Here is a 19,970-nt window from a genome sequence, read left to right as displayed (position 1 = left end):
AGGTGCTTAACGATCCCCGTTTTACAGCCGAAGTAGAGCTAACCATTGCGTTTCATGACGTCGATATGATGGGCGTGGTGTGGCACGGCAACTACTTCCGCTATTTTGAGATTGCCCGCGAAGCCCTCCTGAATCAGTTCAATTACGGCTATCGCCAGATGAAAGAATCAGGCTATGTCTGGCCGGTGGTTGACACCCGGGTGAAATATCGCGATGTGTTGACCTTCGAACAGCGTATCCGCGTTCGGGCAACGCTTGAAGAGTATGAAAACCGCCTGCGGATCGCCTATCAAATTTTTGATGCGACAACAGGTAAACGCACTACCACTGGCTACACCATCCAGGTTGCCGTCGAGGAGAAAAGCCGCGAGCTGTGCTTTATCAGTCCGCCGGTTCTGTTTGCATGCATAGGAGTTACGCCATGAAGTACTGGCCCCTGCTTATGTTATTGCTCAGCCCATGGGTTAACGCCGTCACGCTTGATGAACTCCAGCAACGTTTCACCGCACAACCGGTCATCCGCGCCCATTTTGCCCAGACGCGAGTAATAAAAGATCTACCGCAGCCGCTGCGCTCTCAGGGTGAAATGCTGATTGCCCGCGATAAAGGTCTGCTTTGGGATCAAAAAGCGCCGTTTCCGATGATGCTGATGCTGGATGACTCCCGTATGGTGCAGGTCGTCAATAATCAGCCTGCGCAGGTGATTACCGCCGAAAATAATCCGCAAATGTTCCAGTTTAATCACCTGTTGCGCGCGCTGTTTCAGGCCGATCGTCACGTACTGGAGCAAAACTTCCGTATCGAGTTTCATGACAAGGGTGAAGGGCGCTGGACGCTTAGCCTGACGCCTGTCACTACGCCGCTGGATAAGATCTTCGCGTCGATCGACCTCGCCGGACAGACCTATCTTGAGTCGATCCAGCTTAACGATAAACAGGGCGATCGTACCGATATCGCCCTTTCCCAACACCGACTGACGCCAGCTACGCTTACCGATGACGAACGCCAACGCTTTGCCGCACACTAACGCCCGTCGCGCGATGCTGCTGTGGGTCTGCGCCTGCCTTGCGATGCTGGGTATTCTGCTCATGCTCATCCCACAGGCCAGAATGAATAGCAGCGTGCTGGCAATGCTGCCCAAACAGGCGATGGGTGCCATTCCACCAGCGCTCAACGATGGCTTTATGCAGCGCCTGGACAAGCAGCTTGTCTGGCTGGTCAGCCCCGGTAAAACCGCTAACCCGGCGGTGGCTCAGGCGTGGTATGCACAACTGAGTAAAACGCCGGAACTCGTGGACGTAAAAGGGCCAATGGACGCCGTTAGTCAGCAGGCATGGGGCACTTTTTTCTGGCAGCATCGCAACGCACTGATTGATAGCATCACACGCGAACGCCTGCAAAACGGCGGAGAAAAACAGGCGCAATGGATCCTGTCACAGCTTTACTCAGGGTTTTCCGGTGTCAGTGGTAAGGAGTTGCAAAACGATCCGCTGATGCTGATGCGCGGACAGCAAATGGCGATGGCGCAAAATAGCCAACGCTTGCGATTAATGGACGACTGGCTGGTTACCCAGGACGATGACGGCAATTACTGGTATTTGCTGCACGGCGAACTGGCGGGCAACTCTTTCGATATGCAGCAAACCCATCAGTTGGTTAACCGACTCGCCTCGCTGGAACAAACGCTCACGGCGCAGTATCCGCAGGCCCGCCTGCTATCTCGCGGGACGATGTTCTATAGCGATTACGCCAGCCAACAGGCAAAGCGCGATATCTCAACGCTCGGCGTGGCGACAATCCTGGGGGTGATTCTGCTGATTGTCGCGACCTTCCGCTCAGTGCTGCCGCTTTTCCTGTGCCTTGTTTCTATAGCCGTGGGCGCGCTTACCGGGACAGTCGCCACCTTGCTGATTTTTGGCGAACTTCATCTGATGACGCTGGTCATGAGCATGAGCATTATCGGTATCTCTGCAGATTACACGCTCTACTATCTGACAGAGCGGATGGTACATGGCGAGCACGCCACCCCGTGGCAAAGCCTGACAAAGGTACGCAAAACGCTGCTGCTTGCGCTGCTCACCACTGTGGCCGCTTACCTTATCATGATGCTTGCCCCCTTCCCCGGCATTCGCCAGATGGCCGTATTCGCCGCCTGCGGCCTCAGTGCCGCCTGCCTGACAGTTATCTTCTGGCACCCGTGGCTCTGTCGTGGGCTGCCGGTACGTCCCGTGCCGGCAATGGCACTTATGTTGCGCTGGCTGGCGGCCTGGCGACGCAACAAGGCCCTCTGCATTGGACTCCCCACGGCACTCGCGCTCTTCTCGCTGGCAGGGCTTTCCCGTCTGCATGTTGATGACGATATCGCACAACTACAGGCGCTACCGCAGTCTATTCTGGCGCAGGAAAAAGCCATCACCCGCCTGACAGGACAGAGCGTCGATCAAAAGTGGTTTGTGGTGTATGGCGATACCCCGGAAGAGACGCTGACCCGCATGGAGAATTTTATCCCGGCCCTTGAACAATCACGCCGCGAAGGGAAGATCGGCGGCTGGCGCACGATTCCACTCAATTCGATGGCCCGCCAGCAGCAAGACCTTTTGCTCTTACAGCAGGCGGTACCGACAGTGAAGAAGACACTGCAGAGCGCCGGGCTAACCAACGTCGATCCCGATCTGAGCCCAATGACCGTCTCCGTGGACGCATGGCTTGCCAGCCCGGCCAGTGAAGGCTGGCGTCTGATGTGGCTGACGATGCCCGGCGGCGCAAGCGGTGTGCTGATTCCGGTTAGCGACGTCAAAGAAAGCGCTGCGCTGAGTGCGCTGGCCCAAAAACAATCGGGCGTAGCCTGGGTGGACCGAAAACAGACGTTCGATTCACTCTTTGCGCTGTATCGCGGTGTTCTGACCAGCCTCCTGGCGGTGGCGCTGGCGGTGATTGCTTGCGGTGCGATGGCACGCCTGGGCTGGCGTAAGGGGCTTATCAGCATGGTGCCGTCGGTGTTATCGCTGAGCTGCGGGCTGGCGGTGCTCTCCTTGAGCGGTCATTCGGTGAATTTGTTCTCACTACTGGCGTTGGTGTTAGTACTGGGAATCGGCATCAATTACACGCTGTTTTTCAGCAACCCACAGGGGACACCCCTGACGTCGCTGCTGGCTATCACGCTTGCGATGCTCACCACCCTGATGACACTGGGCATGTTGGTCTTTAGCGCCACCCAGGCAATCAGCAGCTTCGGCATTGTCCTTATCAGCGGTATTTTTACCGCGTACCTGCTTTCCCCGCTGGCGATGCCCAATAAAAAAAGAGAAAAAAGATGACGATACGAAATTTCTGGCAGGCCTGCGCCCTTGGCGCAACACTCCTGCTGGCAGGCTGTAGCCACTCAACGAAACAGGATGAAAACGGTCGCCCTCAGGCCTGGCTGGAACCCGGCGCTCGCGTCACACTTCCCGCCCCCGGCATTACACCTGCGGTGAGTTCACAGCAACTGCTTACCGGTACCTTTAACGGGCAAACGCAGTCGCTGATGGTGATGCTCAACGCGGATGAGAAAAAAGTCACCTTAGCCGGGCTGTCATCTGTCGGTATCCGCCTGTTCCTGGCCACCTATGACGACAAAGGGCTGCATACCGAACAGTCGATCATCGTGCCACAGCTCCCACCCGCCAGCCAGGTGCTGGCAGATGTGATGCTCAGCCACTGGCCACTTTCAGCCTGGCAGCCGCAGTTGCCGAAGGGCTGGACGCTGCGCGATATCGGCAACAAGCGCGAGCTACGCAATGCGCGTGGCAAGCTGGTCACTGAGATTATCTATTTGCAGCGCAAAGGCAAACGCGAGCCGATTAGCATTGAGCAGCATGTCTTCAAATACCACATCACCATTCAATATTTGGGTGACTGATATGATTTATATTTCTGCCGTTGGCATCATTAATGCGCTCGGAAAAACGTCAGCCGAGGTTGCAGACAATCTGGTGCGCGGCGTTTCTCCAGGGATGCGCCCACGCAAGGACTGGCTAGTGAACCAGCCAGATGCCGTACTGGCAGGCGTGGATGGCGAGTTGCCCGCAATACCCGATGCTTTTTCTGCCCACCGTACGCGCAATAATCAACTTTTATTGGCCGCGCTGGCGCAAATCCAACCGAAGGTGGAAGACGCCATCGCCCAATATGGACGAGAACGCGTTGGGGTGGTGTTGGGTACCAGCACCTCCGGGCTGAATGAAGGGGACGAGCATGTTAATTTACGTCTCAACAACGAACCCAGCCTGCACTGGCAATATCCGCAGCAGGAGCTTGGCGACCCCTCGCGTTTTCTCAGCCGCTGGCTGGCACTGGAAGGCCCGGCGTATACGTTGTCTACCGCCTGCTCTTCCAGCGCCCGTGCCATTATCAGCGGTCGCCGCCTGATCGAGGCCGGTCTGGCAGATGCTGTTATCGTCGGCGGTTCAGATACGCTGAGCCGCATGCCGGTCAACGGTTTCAATAGTCTGGAGGCGTTATCGCCCACACGTTGTCTTCCTTTCGCGCGCGACCGCAGCGGCATTACCATCGGTGAAGGCGCGGCGCTGATGCTACTCACCCGAGAACCACAGCCTGTCGCGCTGCTTGGCGTTGGCGAGTCGAGTGACGCCTGGCATATCTCCGCGCCGCATCCTGAAGGTGAAGGGGCTATCCGCGCCATTAAGCAGGCGCTGGCAGATGCCGGAATACAACCGGACGAGGTCGGCTACATCAATTTGCACGGTACGGCGACCACACTCAACGATCAGATAGAGTCGAAAGTTATTCACGATCTGTTTGGCGAAAGCGTACCTTGCAGCTCCACCAAACATTTAACCGGGCACACGCTGGGGGCCGCAGGCATTATCGAAGCCGCCATAAGCATGCTTATCCTGCAGTTGAACCTTCCGCTGCCGCCACAGGATTTTTCCCTCTCGCCTATTGATCCGGCGCTACCCGCCTGTGGCATTTTGCGCCAGCCTCAACCGCTGATGCGGCCGGTGATTTTGTCTAATTCGTTCGCCTTTGGCGGTAATAACGCCAGTATTCTGCTGGGGAGGATCGTATGAGCCGTTATCTCCCCCCTTCAGAGTACCTGCCACACGATGCGCCGATGATGCTGCTCGAAGAGGTTATTGATGTCACCGACAGTTCGACGCATTGCCGGGTGAGCGTTACAGATGACAGCGTATTGGTCCCCTTTATTGATGCGCAGGGTAATCTGCCAGGCTGGTTCGCACTGGAACTGATGGCGCAAACTGTTGGCGTCTGGTCTGGCTGGCATCGTCGGCAGAATGGTCAGCAGGCCATCACGCTGGGAATGATGCTGGGCGCCCGCGAATTTATCTGCGCCAGGGGGATTCTTCCCGCCGGAGCGACACTGGACATTGATGTTAAGTTGCTGATGCAGGACGAACGTTTCGCCAGTTTTGATTGTGCCATTTTCGTAGGTGAAGAGCGCGTGGCCACCGGTCGCGTCAATACCTTCCAGCCTACGCCAGAAGAATTAACTTCGCTTTTTACTCAGGGAGATACACCATGATTCGTTCCGTTCTGGTTACTGGGGCCAGTAAAGGTATTGGGCGAGCGATTGCCTGCCAGCTTGCCGCTGATGGTTTTGTTATCGGCGTGCATTATCACCGGGATGAGACGGGAGCAAAAGAGACACTGGCAGCGATTGAAAACGCGGGCGGACAGGGACGCGTGCTCTGTTTTGACGTCGGCGATCGCCAGCAATCCAGAGACATTATTGAGGACGATATTGCCCGTCATGGCGCGTGGTACGGGATTGTCAGCAACGCGGGTATCGCCCTTGATGGGGCATTTCCGGCGCTAAGCGAAGAAGACTGGGACAGTGTTATCCACACTAACCTCGACAGTTTTTATAACGTCATTCACCCCTGCATTATGCCGATGATTGGCCTACGCAAAGGGGGGCGAATTATTACGCTGTCGTCGGTTTCTGGCGTGATGGGCAATCGGGGACAGGTGAATTACAGCGCCGCAAAGGCAGGCATTATCGGGGCGACAAAAGCTCTGGCCATTGAGCTGGCAAAGCGAAAAATCACCGTGAACTGTATCGCGCCGGGGCTGATCGATACCGGCATGATTGAAATGGAAGAAGCGGCGCTGAACGAAGCGATGGCTATGATCCCCATGAAACGTATGGGTCAGGCGGCAGAAGTTGCCGGACTGGCCAGCTATTTGATGTCAGATATTGCGGGTTATGTGACCCGCCAGGTTATTTCCATCAATGGAGGAATGTTATGACACGTCGCGTCGTGATTACGGGCATGGGCGGCGTGACCGCCTTCGGCGAGAACTGGGAAAGTGTTTCAAAACGTCTGCTGGCCTATGAAAATGCGGTGCGCAAAATGCCGGAGTGGCAAGTTTACGACGGGCTGCACACCCTGCTGGGCGCGCCGATTGATGACTTTACGCTACCGGATCACTATACGCGCAAGCGTATCCGCGCCATGGGGCGCGTCTCGCTATTTTCCACCCGAGCCACAGAGCTGGCGCTGGAGCAGGCGGGATTGATTGATGATCCGGTGCTGACCAACGGTCAGACAGGCATTGCCTACGGGTCATCAACCGGCAGTACGGGGCCAGTAAGTGAATTCGCCACCATGCTGACGGAAAAACACACCAACAACATCACTGGCACCACCTATGTACAGATGATGCCGCATACCACCGCTGTTAATACGGGCCTGTTTTTCGGTCTGCGTGGTCGCGTGATTCCCACCTCCAGCGCCTGCACCTCTGGCAGCCAGGCCATTGGTTATGCCTGGGAAGCCATTCGCCATGGTTATCAGACGGTGATGGTGGCTGGTGGTGCAGAAGAACTCTGCCCTTCCGAAGCGGCTGTCTTTGATACGTTATTTGCCACCAGCCAACGCAACGACGCGCCAAAAACCACACCATCGCCGTTCGACCAACAGCGCGACGGACTGGTGATTGGTGAAGGCGCGGGTACACTGATCCTTGAAGAACTCGAACACGCCAAAGCCCGTGGCGCCACGATTTACGGTGAAATTGTGGGCTTTGCCACCAACTGCGATGCGGCGCATATCACGCAGCCCCAGAAAGAAACCATGCAAATTTGTATGGAGCAGGCGCTGAATATTGCCGGGTTAAGCCCGCTGGATATGGGATACATTTCCGCTCACGGCACCGCCACAGACAGGGGTGATCTTGCTGAAAGTCAGGCAACCGCGGCTATTTTCGGCGAAAACGTCCCTATTTCTTCGTTAAAAAGCTACTTTGGTCATACTCTGGGTGCCTGTGGCGCACTGGAAGCCTGGATGAGTTTGCAGATGATGCGGGAAGGCTGGTTTGCTCCTACAATCAACCTGCAACAACCGGATGAGCGCTGTGGTGCGCTGGATTACATCATGGGCGAAGCACGCCGCATCGACTGCGAATATCTGCAAAGCAACAACTTTGCATTCGGCGGGATCAACACATCCATCATCATCAAGCGCTGGGCCTGATAATGCTGCGCGTGGGCATGGGGAAAGTGTCGGTGCTTAGTGAAATGGCGCCTTCGGCACTGCGTCAACAACTGCCGGAGAGGTCTCACCGTGCCTCCTGGCTTGCAGGGCGCGTACTGCTTAGCACCTTGCTCTCCCCGGCCTGCGTCCCGGCTATCGTTTATGGACGAAATGGCAAGCCGTACTTCGAAGAAAACATTCCGCTATGGTTTAACATCAGCCATAGCGGCGATGACATTGCGATAGTGGTCAGCGATGAGGGGGAAGTAGGCTGCGACCTTGAAGTCATACGTCCCAGAAATAACGTGCAGCGGATTGCCCATGCGATGTTCACTGACGCGGAACAGCAGGAGCTTGCCTCTGCGGATGAAGCGCAGCAGTCCTGCATCTTCTGGCATATCTGGACGCGCAAAGAAGCCATCTTAAAACAGTGCGGCAGCAGCGTCTGGCAAATGAACACTCTGGACAGCCATGAAGGGCTTTTTATTAGCCAGTTTTGTCTGGCAGATTCACTTATTCTGGCCGTTTGCACCGCCCACCCGCACCAGCTCACCCCCTGCGATTTCTCTTTTCCGGGCTATATTGATGCGCTTCTTCCGACAGATAAAATCATCCGTCTCCAGTAAATTTATTTCGCGGACGGGGCAACAGAACGCTCAGCGGCCCGTTCGTTACGCTGATTTCGACAGATGAGCGCCAGTTTTGACCGTACGTTTAAAAGCCCCGCCTCACCTGACGGGGCGACATTGCGGTTGTTAGCGGAATACAGAAATGGCTTCCGCCAGGCGTGTCACCTGACTGTTCAACCGCTCTGACGCTTCTGCGCCCTCCTGAACACGGTCGGCATTTTGGTGTGTGAGTTTATCAAGCTCTTCTACCGCCAGACTCATTTGGCTTATTGCAGATGCCTGTTCAGCCGTTGCCTGGCTGATATGTTCTATCAATTGGGTGACATGTTTCACCTTACCGACAATCTCCTGCATTGCTTTCCCGGCATCATCGGCCAACTGGCTGCCGGAGCGAACCTGTGTCACGCTGGACTCAATCAGCGCTTTGATTTCGCTGGCTGCGCTGGCGCTACGCTGGGCAAGGGTACGAACTTCACCGGCCACCACGGCAAAACCTTTCCCCTGTTCACCCGCTCGTGCAGCTTCCACTGCGGCATTCAGTGCGAGGATGTTGGTCTGAAAGGCGATACTATCGATAATGCTGGTAATACTGGCGATTTGATCGGAGCTGGAGCCAATATTGCCCATCATCTCAATCATGCCGCTCATCACTTTACCGCCCTGCTCAGCGGCTTCACGCGCACCCTTTGATAAAGCACTGGCTTCGGCGGCGGTAAGAGTATTGCTTTTTACGGTGGCCGCCAGCTCGTTCATTGTCGCAGCGGTTTGCTGCACATTCGCCGCCGCCTGATCCGTCTGGCGACTCAGGCTATCGTTTCCTTTACATAAGGCATCCGCTGCGTTCAGCACGCTCACCGCCTGACTACTGACATCGTTGATCAGCCATCGGAACATCAGCCCAAGCTGGCCGATGGCCCGCAGAGTAACGCCGACTTCGTCGATCCGTTTCGGTTGTTCAACCTGCTGCGTTTCTCCCGTTGCCACCTGCAAGGCCTGATGACACAAACGCTCGACGGGGCGCACAATTTGCATTTCCAGCCATACCATCAACGCCAGAAGCAGGACGACCATCGCCCCGGTAAATATGCCCATCTGTCCGGGCGTTAACTGACATAACGTCCCGACGAGAATACTCAATAAAAAGGTCGTCATTAACGCCGTTCGAAGCCGCCAGCGTAATGGCATAGTGACAAACAACGAGCGCCAACGCATAAAACCTTTGCGAATGATCAACCCTTTGAAAAGACGTTTACCGTTTGCACTCCCCTCGCGAAATTGTTGATACAACGTTTCTGCCCTGGTAACTTCGTCGGCATCAGGCTTGGTGCGTACCGACATATATCCTTTCACATCACCTTTGCGGATGATCGGGATTGCGTTAGCGCGAACCCAATAATGATCGCCATTTTTACAACGGTTTTTTACCAGGCCGCTCCACGGCTCTCCCTGCTTAAGGGTAAACCACATATCTGCGAATGCGTGCGGCGGCATATCAGGATGACGAACCAGATTATGCGGCTGCCCCTCAAGTTCACTGAGCGAAAAACCAGACACCTGAATAAAGGCATCATTAGCGTAATTAATATAACTCTCAGGATCGGTTGTAGACATTAACGTCGCATCATTATCAAAAACGCGTTCTTGCTGTGTTACAGGGTGATTCTCACGCATAGAATGTATTCCCCATAAAGCTTAAGAGAGTTTAATTTATATTGAAGGCCTGTCGTTATGTTGGAAGAAACAAGATAAACATAATGAAATTATGCTATTGCAATAATAAAGCCATTAATTTCATCATAGCTTACAAACAGATTCTATCACCAGAAAATGCTACTTCTATAATCTACGACAATTATTTCCAATAAAAAAACTAAGCTTGCTTATCATTTTGTCATCAATAAATGCAGACTCATGGGCGGAAATGAAATTAAAACCCGGCCTTAAAGCAAATTATTAAAGTTATTTTAAATTGATATTTTAGAGATGCTGAATAATATTTTAAATATACTTCAATTAATGATGATATATTTGAGTTAAGTAAATGGGGCTACAGCCCCTTACTTTAAGACAGGCGGTGAACTAAGCGGTTATTGCCCGGTATGCCCCTCCTGAGCAGACTCGCTATTCGCTTGATTTATAATAGCTTTGGCCATCCATTGCACGTTATCAATGACTTGTTGATTGTCCATGCCCCAGATATCTTTCATTACCAGAAAGACTTCCGAACCGTACAATAACGAAAAGGCGGCAATAACTTTGCGATACATCTCGGGGGAATATTTATCCTTCACCGGTTCCATTACGCGAGCGAGCGTCGCTTTACGATTACCACGGACCAGCTTTTTTTCCATTTTATCCGGGGAGTGACGCTCAAGCGCCCATTGCTGCAATGAAACAAGCAGCGCGGCGCGCAAGGCACCTTCATGGCGAAACATTTCAGGGAACGCGAAATCAAACAACTCGGCGATACGCTCATCGACTTTGTCATCGCTTTTGGGTTTCCATTCACGAATGGTTTTCAGACTCGCACCAACGGCAGCGGCAATAAGATCGCTTTGCGTGGGGAAGTAACGGTAAGCCGTCGCCCGCGAAACACCTGCTTCCGTGGCTAACCTTGAAATGGAGGGAATCTCCCCTTGCTCAAACAAAAATAACGCTTTATTCATTAACAAATCATACGTTTTCTTGCGCGTTACAGATGGCTCCAAAGCTTCCTCTCCATACATCATGACTTTCCCAACCACACTCGTTGTAACACAAACATAGCAAATCAACACTCGCCCATCCAGGCAGTGCAAAATGCAAAGTCATGATCGACTAATATATTAATTACCTTAAAAAACATGTGGTTAATTTTAACACTAAAAATTATTTGAGACAACCGTCTCATTTATGCTAGCTTTTTTGAGACGACAGTCTCAATCACTGCTACATTTTTTGAGACGGCAGTCTCAATCGTTGTCACCAGCAATGCATTTCACTCTTCCGAATCTGAAATACTCGTTCGTTACAAAAGTGAGTTTAGTTAAGGAGAACACGTGAGCAAAGACAATGGCTACATATACGTCGTAACAACTCTTGACACGAAAAGCACGGAAGCTTTTTACGTTAAGTCGTTAATAAAAAAAACAGGCGCCGATGCACGCATCGTTGACCTGACGACAGTAGCTGATAGCTCCGCAAGAGGTGCGGATATTTCAGCAACTACCGTGGCCCGTTTTCATCCTGAGGGAGAAAGTGCTGTCTTTTGTGGTGACAGAGGAAAAGCGATCACTGCAATGTCTCTCGCCTTTGAGTTGTTCTTAAAAAGCCGTGAAGATGTGCTTGGGATAATCGGCTTAGGGGGTTCTGGCAATACCGCATTAATTACGCCAGCCATGCAGGCCCTGCCAATTGGCGTTCCCAAACTGATGGTGTCAACAATGGCATCCGGAGACGTGTCCGGTTATATCGGTGCCAGCGATATCGCCATTATGAACTCCGTCACCGATATTTCAGGCTTAAACCGAATTTCCCGCAAAGTATTAAAAAGCGCAGCTAACCAGATTGCCGGTGCGGTGGTGTTTTATCAGGACGACAGCGAAGCCGTCACGGATAAACCCGCCATTGGTCTGACGATGTTCGGCGTCACCACGCCCTGCGTACAGCAAATCACACAAAAATTAGAAAACGATTATGACTGTCTGGTTTTCCATGCCACCGGTAGCGGGGGTAAGGCAATGGAAAAACTGGCAGATAGCCACTTATTACACAGCGTACTGGATATCAGCACCACAGAAGTATGCGACTTCTTATTTGGCGGCGTTCTGGCCTGTAGTGATGACCGCTTCGGCGCGATCGCCCGCTCTAAAATCCCGTATATCGGCTCTTGCGGGGCACTTGATATGGTTAATTTTGGGTCCCGATCTTCGGTACCCGAGCACTATCGGGGTCGTCGGCTTTATCAGCACAACCCACAAGTAACATTGATGCGCACAACACCAGAGGAAAACGGCAAGATGGGGACATGGATTGCCGAGCGTTTAAATCGATGTGAGGGAGAAGTCAGATTTGCTATCCCCATGGGCGGTTTTTCTGCCCTGGACAATGTTGGTGGGGATTTCTGGGATCCAGAAGCAGATCGGGCTTTTCTCGATGCGTTTAAGGCAACATTTATCGAAACGCCGCACCGTAAACTTATCGTCAGCCCACACCACATCAATTCTGCCGAATTTAATCAGCTACTTATAAATTTACATAAAGAATTAATCCACTAAAGACGGAAGTAAGGCCATGAAACATACGCGTGAAGGATTATTGCAAAAATTTCATCAGATGATTGCCCGGGGGGAACCCATCATCGGCGGCGGAGCGGGCACAGGTTTGTCGGCAAAATGCGAAGAGGCCGGCGGAATCGATCTGATTGTTATCTATAACTCTGGTCGTTATCGCATGGCGGGCCGTGGTTCATTAGCCGGTCTGCTGGCTTACGGCAACGCCAATGAAATTGTTATGGATATGGCAAAAGAAGTGCTGCCGGTCACCAAGAAAACGCCTGTCCTTGCGGGTGTGAACGGTACCGATCCCTTCTGCCAGTTTGATAAGTTTCTGGATGATATTAAAGCGATTGGCTTTGCTGGCGTACAGAACTTCCCAACCGTGGGGCTGATCGACGGTAACTTCCGGGCCAATCTTGAGGAGACCGGAATGGGATACGCGTTAGAAGTGGATATGATTCGTCTGGCGCATGAAAAGGGCCTCTTCACGACGCCTTATGTCTTTAGCCGCGATGATGCCATTGCGATGACCGAAGCTGGTGCAGACATTATTGTGCCGCATATGGGGTTAACCACCGGGGGGAATATCGGCGCGGAAACGGCTCTCACCTTGAAAGACTGCGTGCCATTAATTAATGACTGGGCGAAAGCGGCAAAAGCAGTGCGTCCGGATGTTATCGTCCTGTGTCACGGCGGCCCTATTGCGACACCAGAGGATGCGAAATTCATTTTAGAGAACTGCCCGGAGTGTAACGGCTTCTATGGCGCCAGCTCTATGGAGCGTCTGCCGACTGAAATAGCATTAACTGAGACCACAAGGCAATTTAAAGCAATAAGAAACTGATCGGGAGCACGTCTAGCCTGATAATCGATCCACCTTTTACCGGGGTTTGTATATGCACCCCGGTTTTTTATTGCCTGTGATTTTGACCAGACAGACATCTCGCGACATTCAACTAATTTTGTTGAACGCATCAGCAACAGCAAACTTGCTCCGCAATCGGGCCCGCAATCGCACGTTGCCGTGACATAGCAGCGCTCCCCATAATGGCGTATCAGTTCCTCATGCGGACCCTTTGATTAAATAGCACGCTTATTATATACAACTTTCCGTTTTCCAAACATACTATAGTTAATTCTTCAATATTTCCATATCCGATCGCCTCCTGTATACTTCACAATCAAGTAAAACAAATGCGCTCGTTATAATTTGATTATTTTTATTGGCTACCAGGTAAAATAATGAATAACACAGCTCTTTTCCTTAAAAACATTCATTTCCTTGCACAAAAACTCAGTTGGATTGAAAGTGATTCGGTCATTGATGAGTTGAAGGATTTGTTTATTACAAATAGTGGTCTTTTGCATGACGATGAGAATACTGCATCTTTTATCAATGAGCTTATTTATTGTGCTGAAAAAAACGTCACGCCAGAAGATGTTGAAAAATTACTATCGCATTTAAATTCCTTTTTTATACACTATTTTTCAACACAATCATTTCACGTTATTTTTGTAGGTGAAGACTGGAATTCATATCAACGCAACGCACTTTTCCTTCCATTCAATATGGAAAGAGTCACCTCATTTGTGGTTAATATGGAAACAGATCCAGAAGACATACATGTGGATCTGGATGACGATACATTAGTGCCAATACTTGTCACCGATTATATTGGATTTAACTTCCTCAAAAAGAATAACATACAATTCCCTGATATACTGACGGCGCTTCAATTCCCGGAAAAAAACACAAGCCGTTTTCATACAGATATTGGATATATTCCGCTTCTCAACTCGCGTTATGAAAAGCTCATCAATGAACCAGATATTAAGAGTGTAATATTAGGTTCATCATATGCATACCAGGGGTTCCCTCAGGAACTATTAGCGAAGAGCGTAAATCTATCACTATTTTCGGGTGACTTTACTTTATCTTATAGTCTAATTAAAAAAATAACCGAAATAACAAACACAAGAAACTTTATTGTATGCATTGGCCTTTATGATGTTTTTTTCGAATTTTCAATGGGCGAAGCAACAACATTTCCAGTGTCTCGCTATTTCTGCAAAAGCCATAATATTGAATATAATTTCAGAAGCAAAGTTGAAAAACCGAAAAGCGAAACAGACAATCACTCTATCCTGGGGCCTCTGGATTTACTCGTTCAGCAGATCTGTAAAAAAAACCATCCTCATTATTTTAATGATGAAGAGTTATCAAGGTTAAACAGTTTATTGCTTGATGAAGCAACAGTGCAACAATCCGTCGACTTCATTAACACAAGAAACTATTCTACTGACTTTTTTTATTCATCAGTTGATATTCTCAAGCGCGTAAAAGCACTAGCAAAGAATTGCCAAAGAAAGCATAGCTATGAAAATAATAAAAAAATCCTCTCCTCTTTACTATCGTTAATTAATGAAACAAATTCAAACCTTCATTTTATCGTTATGCCGTTCACTCAGTTTTACGTTGAAAACTTCGATAAAACCCTTAAAAATGAAACGCTGGCATATATTAAAAGCATTGTTAATGACAATAATGTTTTCATGACGGATTTGTCCACACATAAAGCATTTACCCCAGAAGATTTTTATGATTCGGACCATTTAAATTTTAATGGTGCGAAAAAACTCTGTAACCTTGTTAAGGAATTAGGGTTCGATATTTAATATACGAAAATTAAACACCCAAAAGAGTGTTTTTCTTTATGATTTAACGCCAGGAAAGCAGTTCTGCGGCCTCTGCCCTGGCGATTTTCGCCGGGGCGGAGGCCAGGATTTATCATTATCTCTCATTCATCAGCGCCCTACGAAATGAAGTGCTTATTAACGTGGCCTCATTACGGCTCAATCCAGACCATAAACAATTCTTATTCATGCGGAATCGCATTCATAAGCCGCTAAAACTTCTGTTGCAGCCTGGCTTTTTCTGGTTGATGAGCCGTAGGATTATAGGGATATTCTCTATAAAACATCGCTTTTAGTGTTATAGAGGTAAACTAAGCTGAATCTGAAAGAAAGGAGTCTGGAGCGGGTGAAGGGAATCGAACCCTCGTATAGAGCTTGGGAAGCTCTCGTTCTACCATTGAACTACACCCGCCTTGTGGTGTGACAGGCATTATAAACCTTAAACACCGACTGGCAAGACGCTAAACGACTAACTGACCATAAATTAATCGCTTAGCGCAAATCTTAACACTTAGGTGGGCTACCCTGTGGCGGCAGATAACGCAGCGGATCAATAGCTGTTGCCTTATAACGGATCTGGAAGTGCAACTGTACTCCGTCTGCATCAGTGCTGCCCATCGTGGCAATTTTTTGCCCAATCTTCACACTCTGCCCGTTATTAACGAGGATAGTGTCGTTGTGCGCATAGGCCGTGATGTACTCGTCGCTGTGCTTAATCATGATCAGGTTGCCATAACCGCGCAATTGGTTCCCGGCATAGACCACTTTCCCTGCTCCGGCGGCGTAAACCGCCTGCCCGCGAGAGCCTGCGATATCAATCCCTTTATTACCGCCTTCGGATGTGGAATAGGGTCTGATCACTTTGCCTGTGGTCGGCCAACGCCAGCAGCGCTGCCCAACGGGCGGCCAGGAAGAGAGCGGCACAGCCGATGAAGGCACAACTTTAGCCGTTTGGGTGCCGCCTTTTGCAGAGGACGATTTCGACGCGCCATTCAGTTTCAGACGTTGACCGACCTCAATGGTATACGGCGGGGAAATCCCGTTAAGCCGGGCAAGGTCATTCACGCTGGTGCCGGTCTGGCGCGAAATTTTGTATAGCGTATCCCCACGTTTTACCGTGTAAACATTGCCGCTATCAGACGATTTGCTGCCAGAACACCCCGCCAGCAATAACGCCACGGCCAGGCAAATGACAATGTGGAATGGGTTTCTTGTCAGGCTTCCTGCACGCAAAACAGATCCTCTGGAAAAATGAATGACCCCTTATTCTAGGCAGGCAACGTCAGGATGCCAACCACTTACCGCTTACTGTCGATAAAGGGGGAGCCGTGAGCAATAATTTCCATGATTTCAGGTAGCCAGTTCGTGGCAACGGGGTTGCGTATCTGCAATATAAAACCGTTTCCGGTCGCCAATATGCTACCCGGTCTTTTGCTGGTAATGCCCTTTTCCGCCCTCTGGGCCAAACTGTTTGCCTGAGAACGGGTATAATGTTTAACCGTTGGCGCGACGCCACCGGGCGGGCTACGGAGTTGCGCCGTAGCCACACTGGCGTCGCGTCATACGGTTTTATATCGATCCGGAGAAATCATAAGCATGCAAGAACATGTCATTTTACTGGATGAGTACGGCTCACCCATCGGCATGGAAGAAAAGTATACCGCTCATCACCATAATACCCCGCTACATCTCGCCTTCTCTTCCTGGCTTTTCAATTCACGCGGCGAATGTCTGGTGACCCGCCGGGCCATGAGCAAAAAAGCCTGGCCGGGTGTATGGACCAACTCCGTTTGCGGACACCCGCAAGAGGGGGAAACGCCTGAGCAGGCTATGGTTCGTCGCTGTCGCTATGAAATAGGGGCAGATATTATCGACATCACATCTATTGCTCCGGGTTTCCGCTACCGCGAGACCGATCCATCCGGGATTGTCGAAAACGAAATTTGCCCTGTCTTCGCTGCACAAATCATCACACCATTGAATATCAATGCAGAGGAAGTCATGGAGTATCGGTGGGTAGAACTTGCTGCCCTCTGCCATTCGCTGGTTGCGACACCCTGGGCATTTAGTCCGTGGATGGTGCTGGAGGCAGAAAACGCAAACGCGCAACTCAGAGCGTTTGCCGCCAGCGTCAGGCAATAAAAAAGCCCCGTGTTTGCACACCGGGGCTTTTTGACTTCTTAGCGACTTATTTTACCGGACGCATCGCCGGGAACAGGATCACGTCGCGAATGGTGTGACTGTTGGTAAACAGCATAACCATACGGTCGATACCAATGCCCAGACCCGCAGTCGGCGGCAGACCGTGTTCCAGCGCGGTCACATAGTCTTCGTCATAGAACATCGCTTCGTCATCGCCTGCATCTTTGGCGTTAACCTGATCCTGGAAGCGTTGCGCCTGATCTTCCGCATCGTTCAGTTCGCTAAAGCCGTTACCGATTTCACGACCACCGATAAAGAACTCGAAGCGGTCAGTGATTTCCGGGTTCACGTCGTTACGGCGCGCCAGCGGAGACACCTCAGCCGGATATTCGGTGATGAAGGTCGGCTGAATCAGATGTGCTTCGGCCACTTCTTCGAAGATCTCGGTCACGATGCGGCCCAGGCCCCAACTCTTCTCAACTTTAATACCAATGCTTTCTGCGATGGCTTTCGCTGAGTCGAAGTTATCCAGATCCGCCATGTTCGTTTCCGGGCGGTATTTCTGAATTGCTTCACGCATAGTCAGTTTTTCGAAAGGCTTGCCGAAATCGAACACTTCATCGCCATAAGGCACTTCGGTTTTACCCAGAATATCCTGCGCCAGCGTACGGAACAGGGATTCAGTCAGTTCGATCAGATCTTTGTAATCTGCGTACGCCATGTAGAGTTCCATCATGGTGAACTCAGGATTGTGGCGAACAGAGATACCTTCGTTACGGAAGTTACGGTTGATTTCGAACACGCGATCGAAGCCGCCAACCACCAGACGTTTCAGATACAGTTCCGGCGCGATACGCAGGTACATGTCCAGGTCCAGCGCATTGTGGTGGGTGATAAATGGACGTGCAGACGCACCGCCAGGAATCACCTGCATCATCGGGGTTTCCACTTCCATAAAGTCGCGATTCACCATGAACTGGCGAATGCCGGCCATGATTTTGGAACGCACTTTGAACGTGTTGCGGGAATCTTCGTTAGAGATCAGATCCAGATAACGCTGACGATAGCGGGCTTCCTGATCCTGCAGTCCATGGAATTTGTCCGGCAACGGGCGCAGGGCTTTGGTCAACAGACGCAGCTCAGTACAGTGAATGGACAGCTCGCCGGTCTTGGTTTTGAACAGCTTACCTTTCGCGCCCAGGATATCGCCCAGGTCCCATTTTTTGAACTGCTCGTTGTAAACGCCTTCTGGCAGATCGTCACGGGCAACGTAAAGCTGAATACGGCCCCCCACATCCTGCAGGGTGACGAAAGACGCTTTACCCATAATGCGGCGGGTCATCATACGGCCAGCGACAGCCACTTCAATGTTCAGCGCTTCCAGCTCTTCGTTTTCTTTTGCATCGAAGTCAGCGTGCAGAAGGTCTGAGGTGTGGTCGCGACGAAAATCGTTCGGGAACGGCACGCCTTGTTCACGCAGCAATGCCAGCTTTTCGCGGCGAGTTTTCAGTTCATTATTAAGATCGACTGCCGCGTCAGCGCCCTGTGCTTGTTGTTCAGACATGTTGGTTCCTCATAACCCTGCTTTCAAACTTGCTTCGATAAATTGATCCAGGCTGCCATCCAGCACCGCCTGCGTGTTACGGGTTTCAACTCCGGTGCGCAGGTCTTTGATGCGAGAATCATCGAGGACATACGAACGGATCTGGCTACCCCAACCGATGTCGGACTTGTTGTCTTCCATCGCCTGTTTCTCAGCGTTCTTCTTCTGCATTTCCAGTTCATAAAGCTTCGCTTTCATCTGCTTCATGGCCTGGTCTTTGTTCTTGTGCTGTGAACGGTCGTTCTGGCACTGGGTTACCGTGTTGGTCGGAATGTGGGTAATACGTACCGCAGATTCCGTACGGTTAACGTGCTGACCACCCGCGCCGGATGCGCGATAAACGTCGATACGCAGATCCGCCGGGTTGATTTCGATATCAATATCGTCATCCACTTCCGGGTACACGAACGCAGAGCTGAATGAGGTGTGGCGACGGCCACCGGAATCGAACGGGCTCTTACGCACCAGGCGGTGAACGCCGGTTTCGGTACGCAGCCAGCCATAGGCGTAATCACCGGAAATCTTGATGGTAACGGATTTGATACCCGCCACTTCACCTTCGGATTCTTCGATGATTTCGGTCTTAAAGCCGCGCGCTTCTGCCCAGCGTAGATACATACGCTCCAGCATGCTCGCCCAGTCCTGCGCCTCGGTGCCGCCGGAACCGGCCTGAATATCCAGGTAGCAATCGGCGTTGTCGTATTCACCAGAGAACATACGGCGGAATTCAAGCTGTGCCAGCTTCTCTTCCAGCGTATCGAGTTCAGCGACAGCTTCGTTGAAGGTCTCTTCGTCATCGGCTTCGACAGCCAGCTCCAGCAGACCGGAAACATCTTCCAGCCCCTGACTCATTTGGTCGAGCGTTTCAACAATGGCTTCGAGGGAGGAACGTTCTTTACCCAGCGCCTGTGCGCGATCAGGTTCGTTCCAGACATCCGGCTGTTCCAGCTCGGCGTTTACTTCTTCCAGACGCTCTTTCTTGGCGTCATAGTCAAAGATACCCCCTAAGAACGTCGGAGCGCTCCGTGAGGTCCTGAATGCGATTTTTTACCGGGTTAATTTCAAACATGGTCTGATTTCTTTAGATGGACTTGTCAAAATGCGGTCATAAGGGCGGAATTTTACCGGATTTCAGCCCTTATTAGTA

The 19,970-nt window shown here is 51.2% G+C and carries 18 protein-coding genes, 1 tRNA gene and 1 pseudogene; 14 read left to right on the top strand and 6 right to left on the bottom strand.

The features are described 5' to 3' along the window. The first annotated feature begins 2 nt into the window (after window positions 1-2). The 9 genes from ACS0RQ_RS04645 to acpT are packed head-to-tail and all read left to right on the top strand — an operon-like array spanning window position 3 to window position 8,125. A complete protein-coding gene (locus ACS0RQ_RS04645) occupies window positions 3-425 on the top strand; it encodes an acyl-CoA thioesterase (protein WP_334632625.1) in 423 nt (140 codons plus the stop codon). Further along, window positions 422-1,027, top strand: coding sequence for an outer membrane lipoprotein carrier protein LolA (locus ACS0RQ_RS04640; RefSeq protein ID WP_271851915.1), 606 nt, complete (start codon window positions 422-424; stop codon window positions 1,025-1,027). The genes ACS0RQ_RS04645 and ACS0RQ_RS04640 overlap by 4 nt, the downstream gene beginning before the upstream one ends. Continuing rightward, the gene (locus ACS0RQ_RS04635) at window positions 996-3,317 is read left to right on the top strand and encodes an MMPL family transporter (protein ID WP_271851914.1); all 2,322 of its coding nucleotides are present in this window, start codon (window positions 996-998) and stop codon (window positions 3,315-3,317) included. The genes ACS0RQ_RS04640 and ACS0RQ_RS04635 overlap by 32 nt, the downstream gene beginning before the upstream one ends. Beyond that, entirely contained in the window at window positions 3,314-3,901 is a 588-nt protein-coding gene (locus ACS0RQ_RS04630; RefSeq protein ID WP_271851913.1) for a DUF3261 domain-containing protein, read from the top strand. The genes ACS0RQ_RS04635 and ACS0RQ_RS04630 overlap by 4 nt, the downstream gene beginning before the upstream one ends. Window position 3,902: 1 nt before the next feature. After that, window positions 3,903-5,072 carry a beta-ketoacyl-[acyl-carrier-protein] synthase family protein gene (locus ACS0RQ_RS04625; RefSeq protein ID WP_271851912.1) on the top strand — a complete coding sequence of 390 codons (1,170 nt, stop codon included), beginning with the start codon at window positions 3,903-3,905 and terminating at the stop codon, window positions 5,070-5,072. Further along, window positions 5,069-5,545: a hotdog family protein gene (locus ACS0RQ_RS04620; protein WP_271851911.1), complete on the top strand. Its 477-nt coding sequence runs from the start codon at window positions 5,069-5,071 to the stop codon at window positions 5,543-5,545. The genes ACS0RQ_RS04625 and ACS0RQ_RS04620 overlap by 4 nt, the downstream gene beginning before the upstream one ends. Then, window positions 5,542-6,273 (top strand): 3-ketoacyl-ACP reductase FabG2, encoded by a 732-nt coding sequence (locus ACS0RQ_RS04615; RefSeq protein WP_271851910.1) that lies wholly within the window; start codon window positions 5,542-5,544, stop codon window positions 6,271-6,273. The genes ACS0RQ_RS04620 and ACS0RQ_RS04615 overlap by 4 nt, the downstream gene beginning before the upstream one ends. Then, entirely contained in the window at window positions 6,270-7,499 is a 1,230-nt protein-coding gene (locus ACS0RQ_RS04610) for a beta-ketoacyl-ACP synthase (protein ID WP_271851909.1), read from the top strand. The genes ACS0RQ_RS04615 and ACS0RQ_RS04610 overlap by 4 nt, the downstream gene beginning before the upstream one ends. 2 nt (window positions 7,500-7,501) lie before the next feature. Then, a complete protein-coding gene (acpT, locus tag ACS0RQ_RS04605) occupies window positions 7,502-8,125 on the top strand; it encodes a 4'-phosphopantetheinyl transferase AcpT (RefSeq protein ID WP_271851908.1) in 624 nt (207 codons plus the stop codon). A 129-nt stretch (window positions 8,126-8,254) separates the two neighbouring features. Here the strand turns inward: acpT and ACS0RQ_RS04600 are convergent, their stop codons facing one another. Beyond that, entirely contained in the window at window positions 8,255-9,799 is a 1,545-nt protein-coding gene (locus tag ACS0RQ_RS04600; protein ID WP_271851907.1) for a methyl-accepting chemotaxis protein, read from the bottom strand. Between the two features lie 416 nt (window positions 9,800-10,215). After that, window positions 10,216-10,857 (bottom strand): TetR/AcrR family transcriptional regulator, encoded by a 642-nt coding sequence (locus tag ACS0RQ_RS04595; protein WP_271851906.1) that lies wholly within the window; start codon window positions 10,855-10,857, stop codon window positions 10,216-10,218. A gap of 309 nt (window positions 10,858-11,166) precedes the next feature. Between ACS0RQ_RS04595 and ACS0RQ_RS04590 the strand changes: the two genes are divergently transcribed. From ACS0RQ_RS04590 to ACS0RQ_RS04580, 3 genes are all read left to right on the top strand, one after another. Further along, window positions 11,167-12,384, top strand: coding sequence for a Tm-1-like ATP-binding domain-containing protein (locus tag ACS0RQ_RS04590; protein ID WP_334632630.1), 1,218 nt, complete (start codon window positions 11,167-11,169; stop codon window positions 12,382-12,384). Window positions 12,385-12,400: 16 nt separating this feature from the next. Next, on the top strand, window positions 12,401-13,228 hold the full coding sequence (locus ACS0RQ_RS04585) for a phosphoenolpyruvate hydrolase family protein (protein WP_039077962.1): 828 nt from the start codon (window positions 12,401-12,403) through the stop codon (window positions 13,226-13,228). 398 nt (window positions 13,229-13,626) lie between these two features. Next, the gene (locus ACS0RQ_RS04580) at window positions 13,627-15,060 is read left to right on the top strand and encodes a hypothetical protein (protein WP_271851964.1); all 1,434 of its coding nucleotides are present in this window, start codon (window positions 13,627-13,629) and stop codon (window positions 15,058-15,060) included. Window positions 15,061-15,416: 356 nt separating this feature from the next. Here ACS0RQ_RS04580 and ACS0RQ_RS04575 read toward each other — a convergent pair. Together ACS0RQ_RS04575 and actS are read right to left on the bottom strand one after the other, a co-directional pair. Further along, a tRNA-Gly gene (locus ACS0RQ_RS04575) sits at window positions 15,417-15,490 on the bottom strand. A gap of 92 nt (window positions 15,491-15,582) precedes the next feature. After that, window positions 15,583-16,311, bottom strand: a complete 729-nt coding sequence (actS, locus tag ACS0RQ_RS04570; protein WP_110296567.1) for an amidase activator ActS — start codon at window positions 16,309-16,311, stop codon at window positions 15,583-15,585. Window positions 16,312-16,437: 126 nt separating this feature from the next. Here actS and ACS0RQ_RS04565 point away from each other — a divergent pair. Then, window positions 16,438-16,557 (top strand): annotated as a pseudogene (locus ACS0RQ_RS04565) (DUF554 family protein); the annotation flags it as partial. A gap of 111 nt (window positions 16,558-16,668) precedes the next feature. Continuing rightward, window positions 16,669-17,220 carry an isopentenyl-diphosphate Delta-isomerase gene (gene idi, locus ACS0RQ_RS04560; RefSeq protein ID WP_271849772.1) on the top strand — a complete coding sequence of 184 codons (552 nt, stop codon included), beginning with the start codon at window positions 16,669-16,671 and terminating at the stop codon, window positions 17,218-17,220. A gap of 46 nt (window positions 17,221-17,266) precedes the next feature. Here idi and lysS read toward each other — a convergent pair whose 3' ends face one another. Beyond that, entirely contained in the window at window positions 17,267-18,784 is a 1,518-nt protein-coding gene (gene lysS / locus ACS0RQ_RS04555) for a lysine--tRNA ligase (protein WP_039077966.1), read from the bottom strand. 9 nt (window positions 18,785-18,793) lie between these two features. Continuing rightward, window positions 18,794-19,892 (bottom strand): peptide chain release factor 2 gene (gene prfB / locus ACS0RQ_RS04550; protein WP_103245268.1). Its coding sequence is split into 2 segments (ribosomal slippage): window positions 18,794-19,816 and window positions 19,818-19,892, totalling 1,098 coding nucleotides; the frame shifts between segments, so codons are not numbered across the junction. Between the last annotated feature and the right edge of the window lie 78 nt (window positions 19,893-19,970).

Source organism: Phytobacter diazotrophicus, assembly GCF_052061655.1.
GTDB lineage: Bacteria > Pseudomonadota > Gammaproteobacteria > Enterobacterales > Enterobacteriaceae > Phytobacter > Phytobacter diazotrophicus.
The sequence above is the reverse complement of the archived record's forward strand: the minus strand, read 5'-3'. Positions and strand labels throughout refer to the sequence as shown.

Bases quoted from the DNA above. Each gene is read 5' to 3' on its own strand.
- ACS0RQ_RS04580 (WP_271851964.1), top strand. From the start codon at position 13,627: ATGAATAACACAGCTCTTTTCCTTAAAAACATTCATTTCCTTGCACAA.
- ACS0RQ_RS04640 (WP_271851915.1), top strand. From the start codon at position 422: ATGAAGTACTGGCCCCTGCTTATGTTATTGCTCAGCCCATGGGTTAAC.
- acpT (WP_271851908.1), top strand. From the start codon at position 7,502: ATGCTGCGCGTGGGCATGGGGAAAGTGTCGGTGCTTAGTGAAATGGCG.
- ACS0RQ_RS04585 (WP_039077962.1), top strand. From the start codon at position 12,401: ATGAAACATACGCGTGAAGGATTATTGCAAAAATTTCATCAGATGATT.
- ACS0RQ_RS04615 (WP_271851910.1), top strand. From the start codon at position 5,542: ATGATTCGTTCCGTTCTGGTTACTGGGGCCAGTAAAGGTATTGGGCGA.
- ACS0RQ_RS04630 (WP_271851913.1), top strand. From the start codon at position 3,314: ATGACGATACGAAATTTCTGGCAGGCCTGCGCCCTTGGCGCAACACTC.
- ACS0RQ_RS04620 (WP_271851911.1), top strand. From the start codon at position 5,069: ATGAGCCGTTATCTCCCCCCTTCAGAGTACCTGCCACACGATGCGCCG.
- ACS0RQ_RS04600 (WP_271851907.1), bottom strand. From the start codon at position 9,799: ATGCGTGAGAATCACCCTGTAACACAGCAAGAACGCGTTTTTGATAAT.
- ACS0RQ_RS04595 (WP_271851906.1), bottom strand. From the start codon at position 10,857: ATGATGTATGGAGAGGAAGCTTTGGAGCCATCTGTAACGCGCAAGAAA.
- lysS (WP_039077966.1), bottom strand. From the start codon at position 18,784: ATGTCTGAACAACAAGCACAGGGCGCTGACGCGGCAGTCGATCTTAAT.
- ACS0RQ_RS04635 (WP_271851914.1), top strand. From the start codon at position 996: ATGACGAACGCCAACGCTTTGCCGCACACTAACGCCCGTCGCGCGATG.
- ACS0RQ_RS04625 (WP_271851912.1), top strand. From the start codon at position 3,903: ATGATTTATATTTCTGCCGTTGGCATCATTAATGCGCTCGGAAAAACG.
- ACS0RQ_RS04610 (WP_271851909.1), top strand. From the start codon at position 6,270: ATGACACGTCGCGTCGTGATTACGGGCATGGGCGGCGTGACCGCCTTC.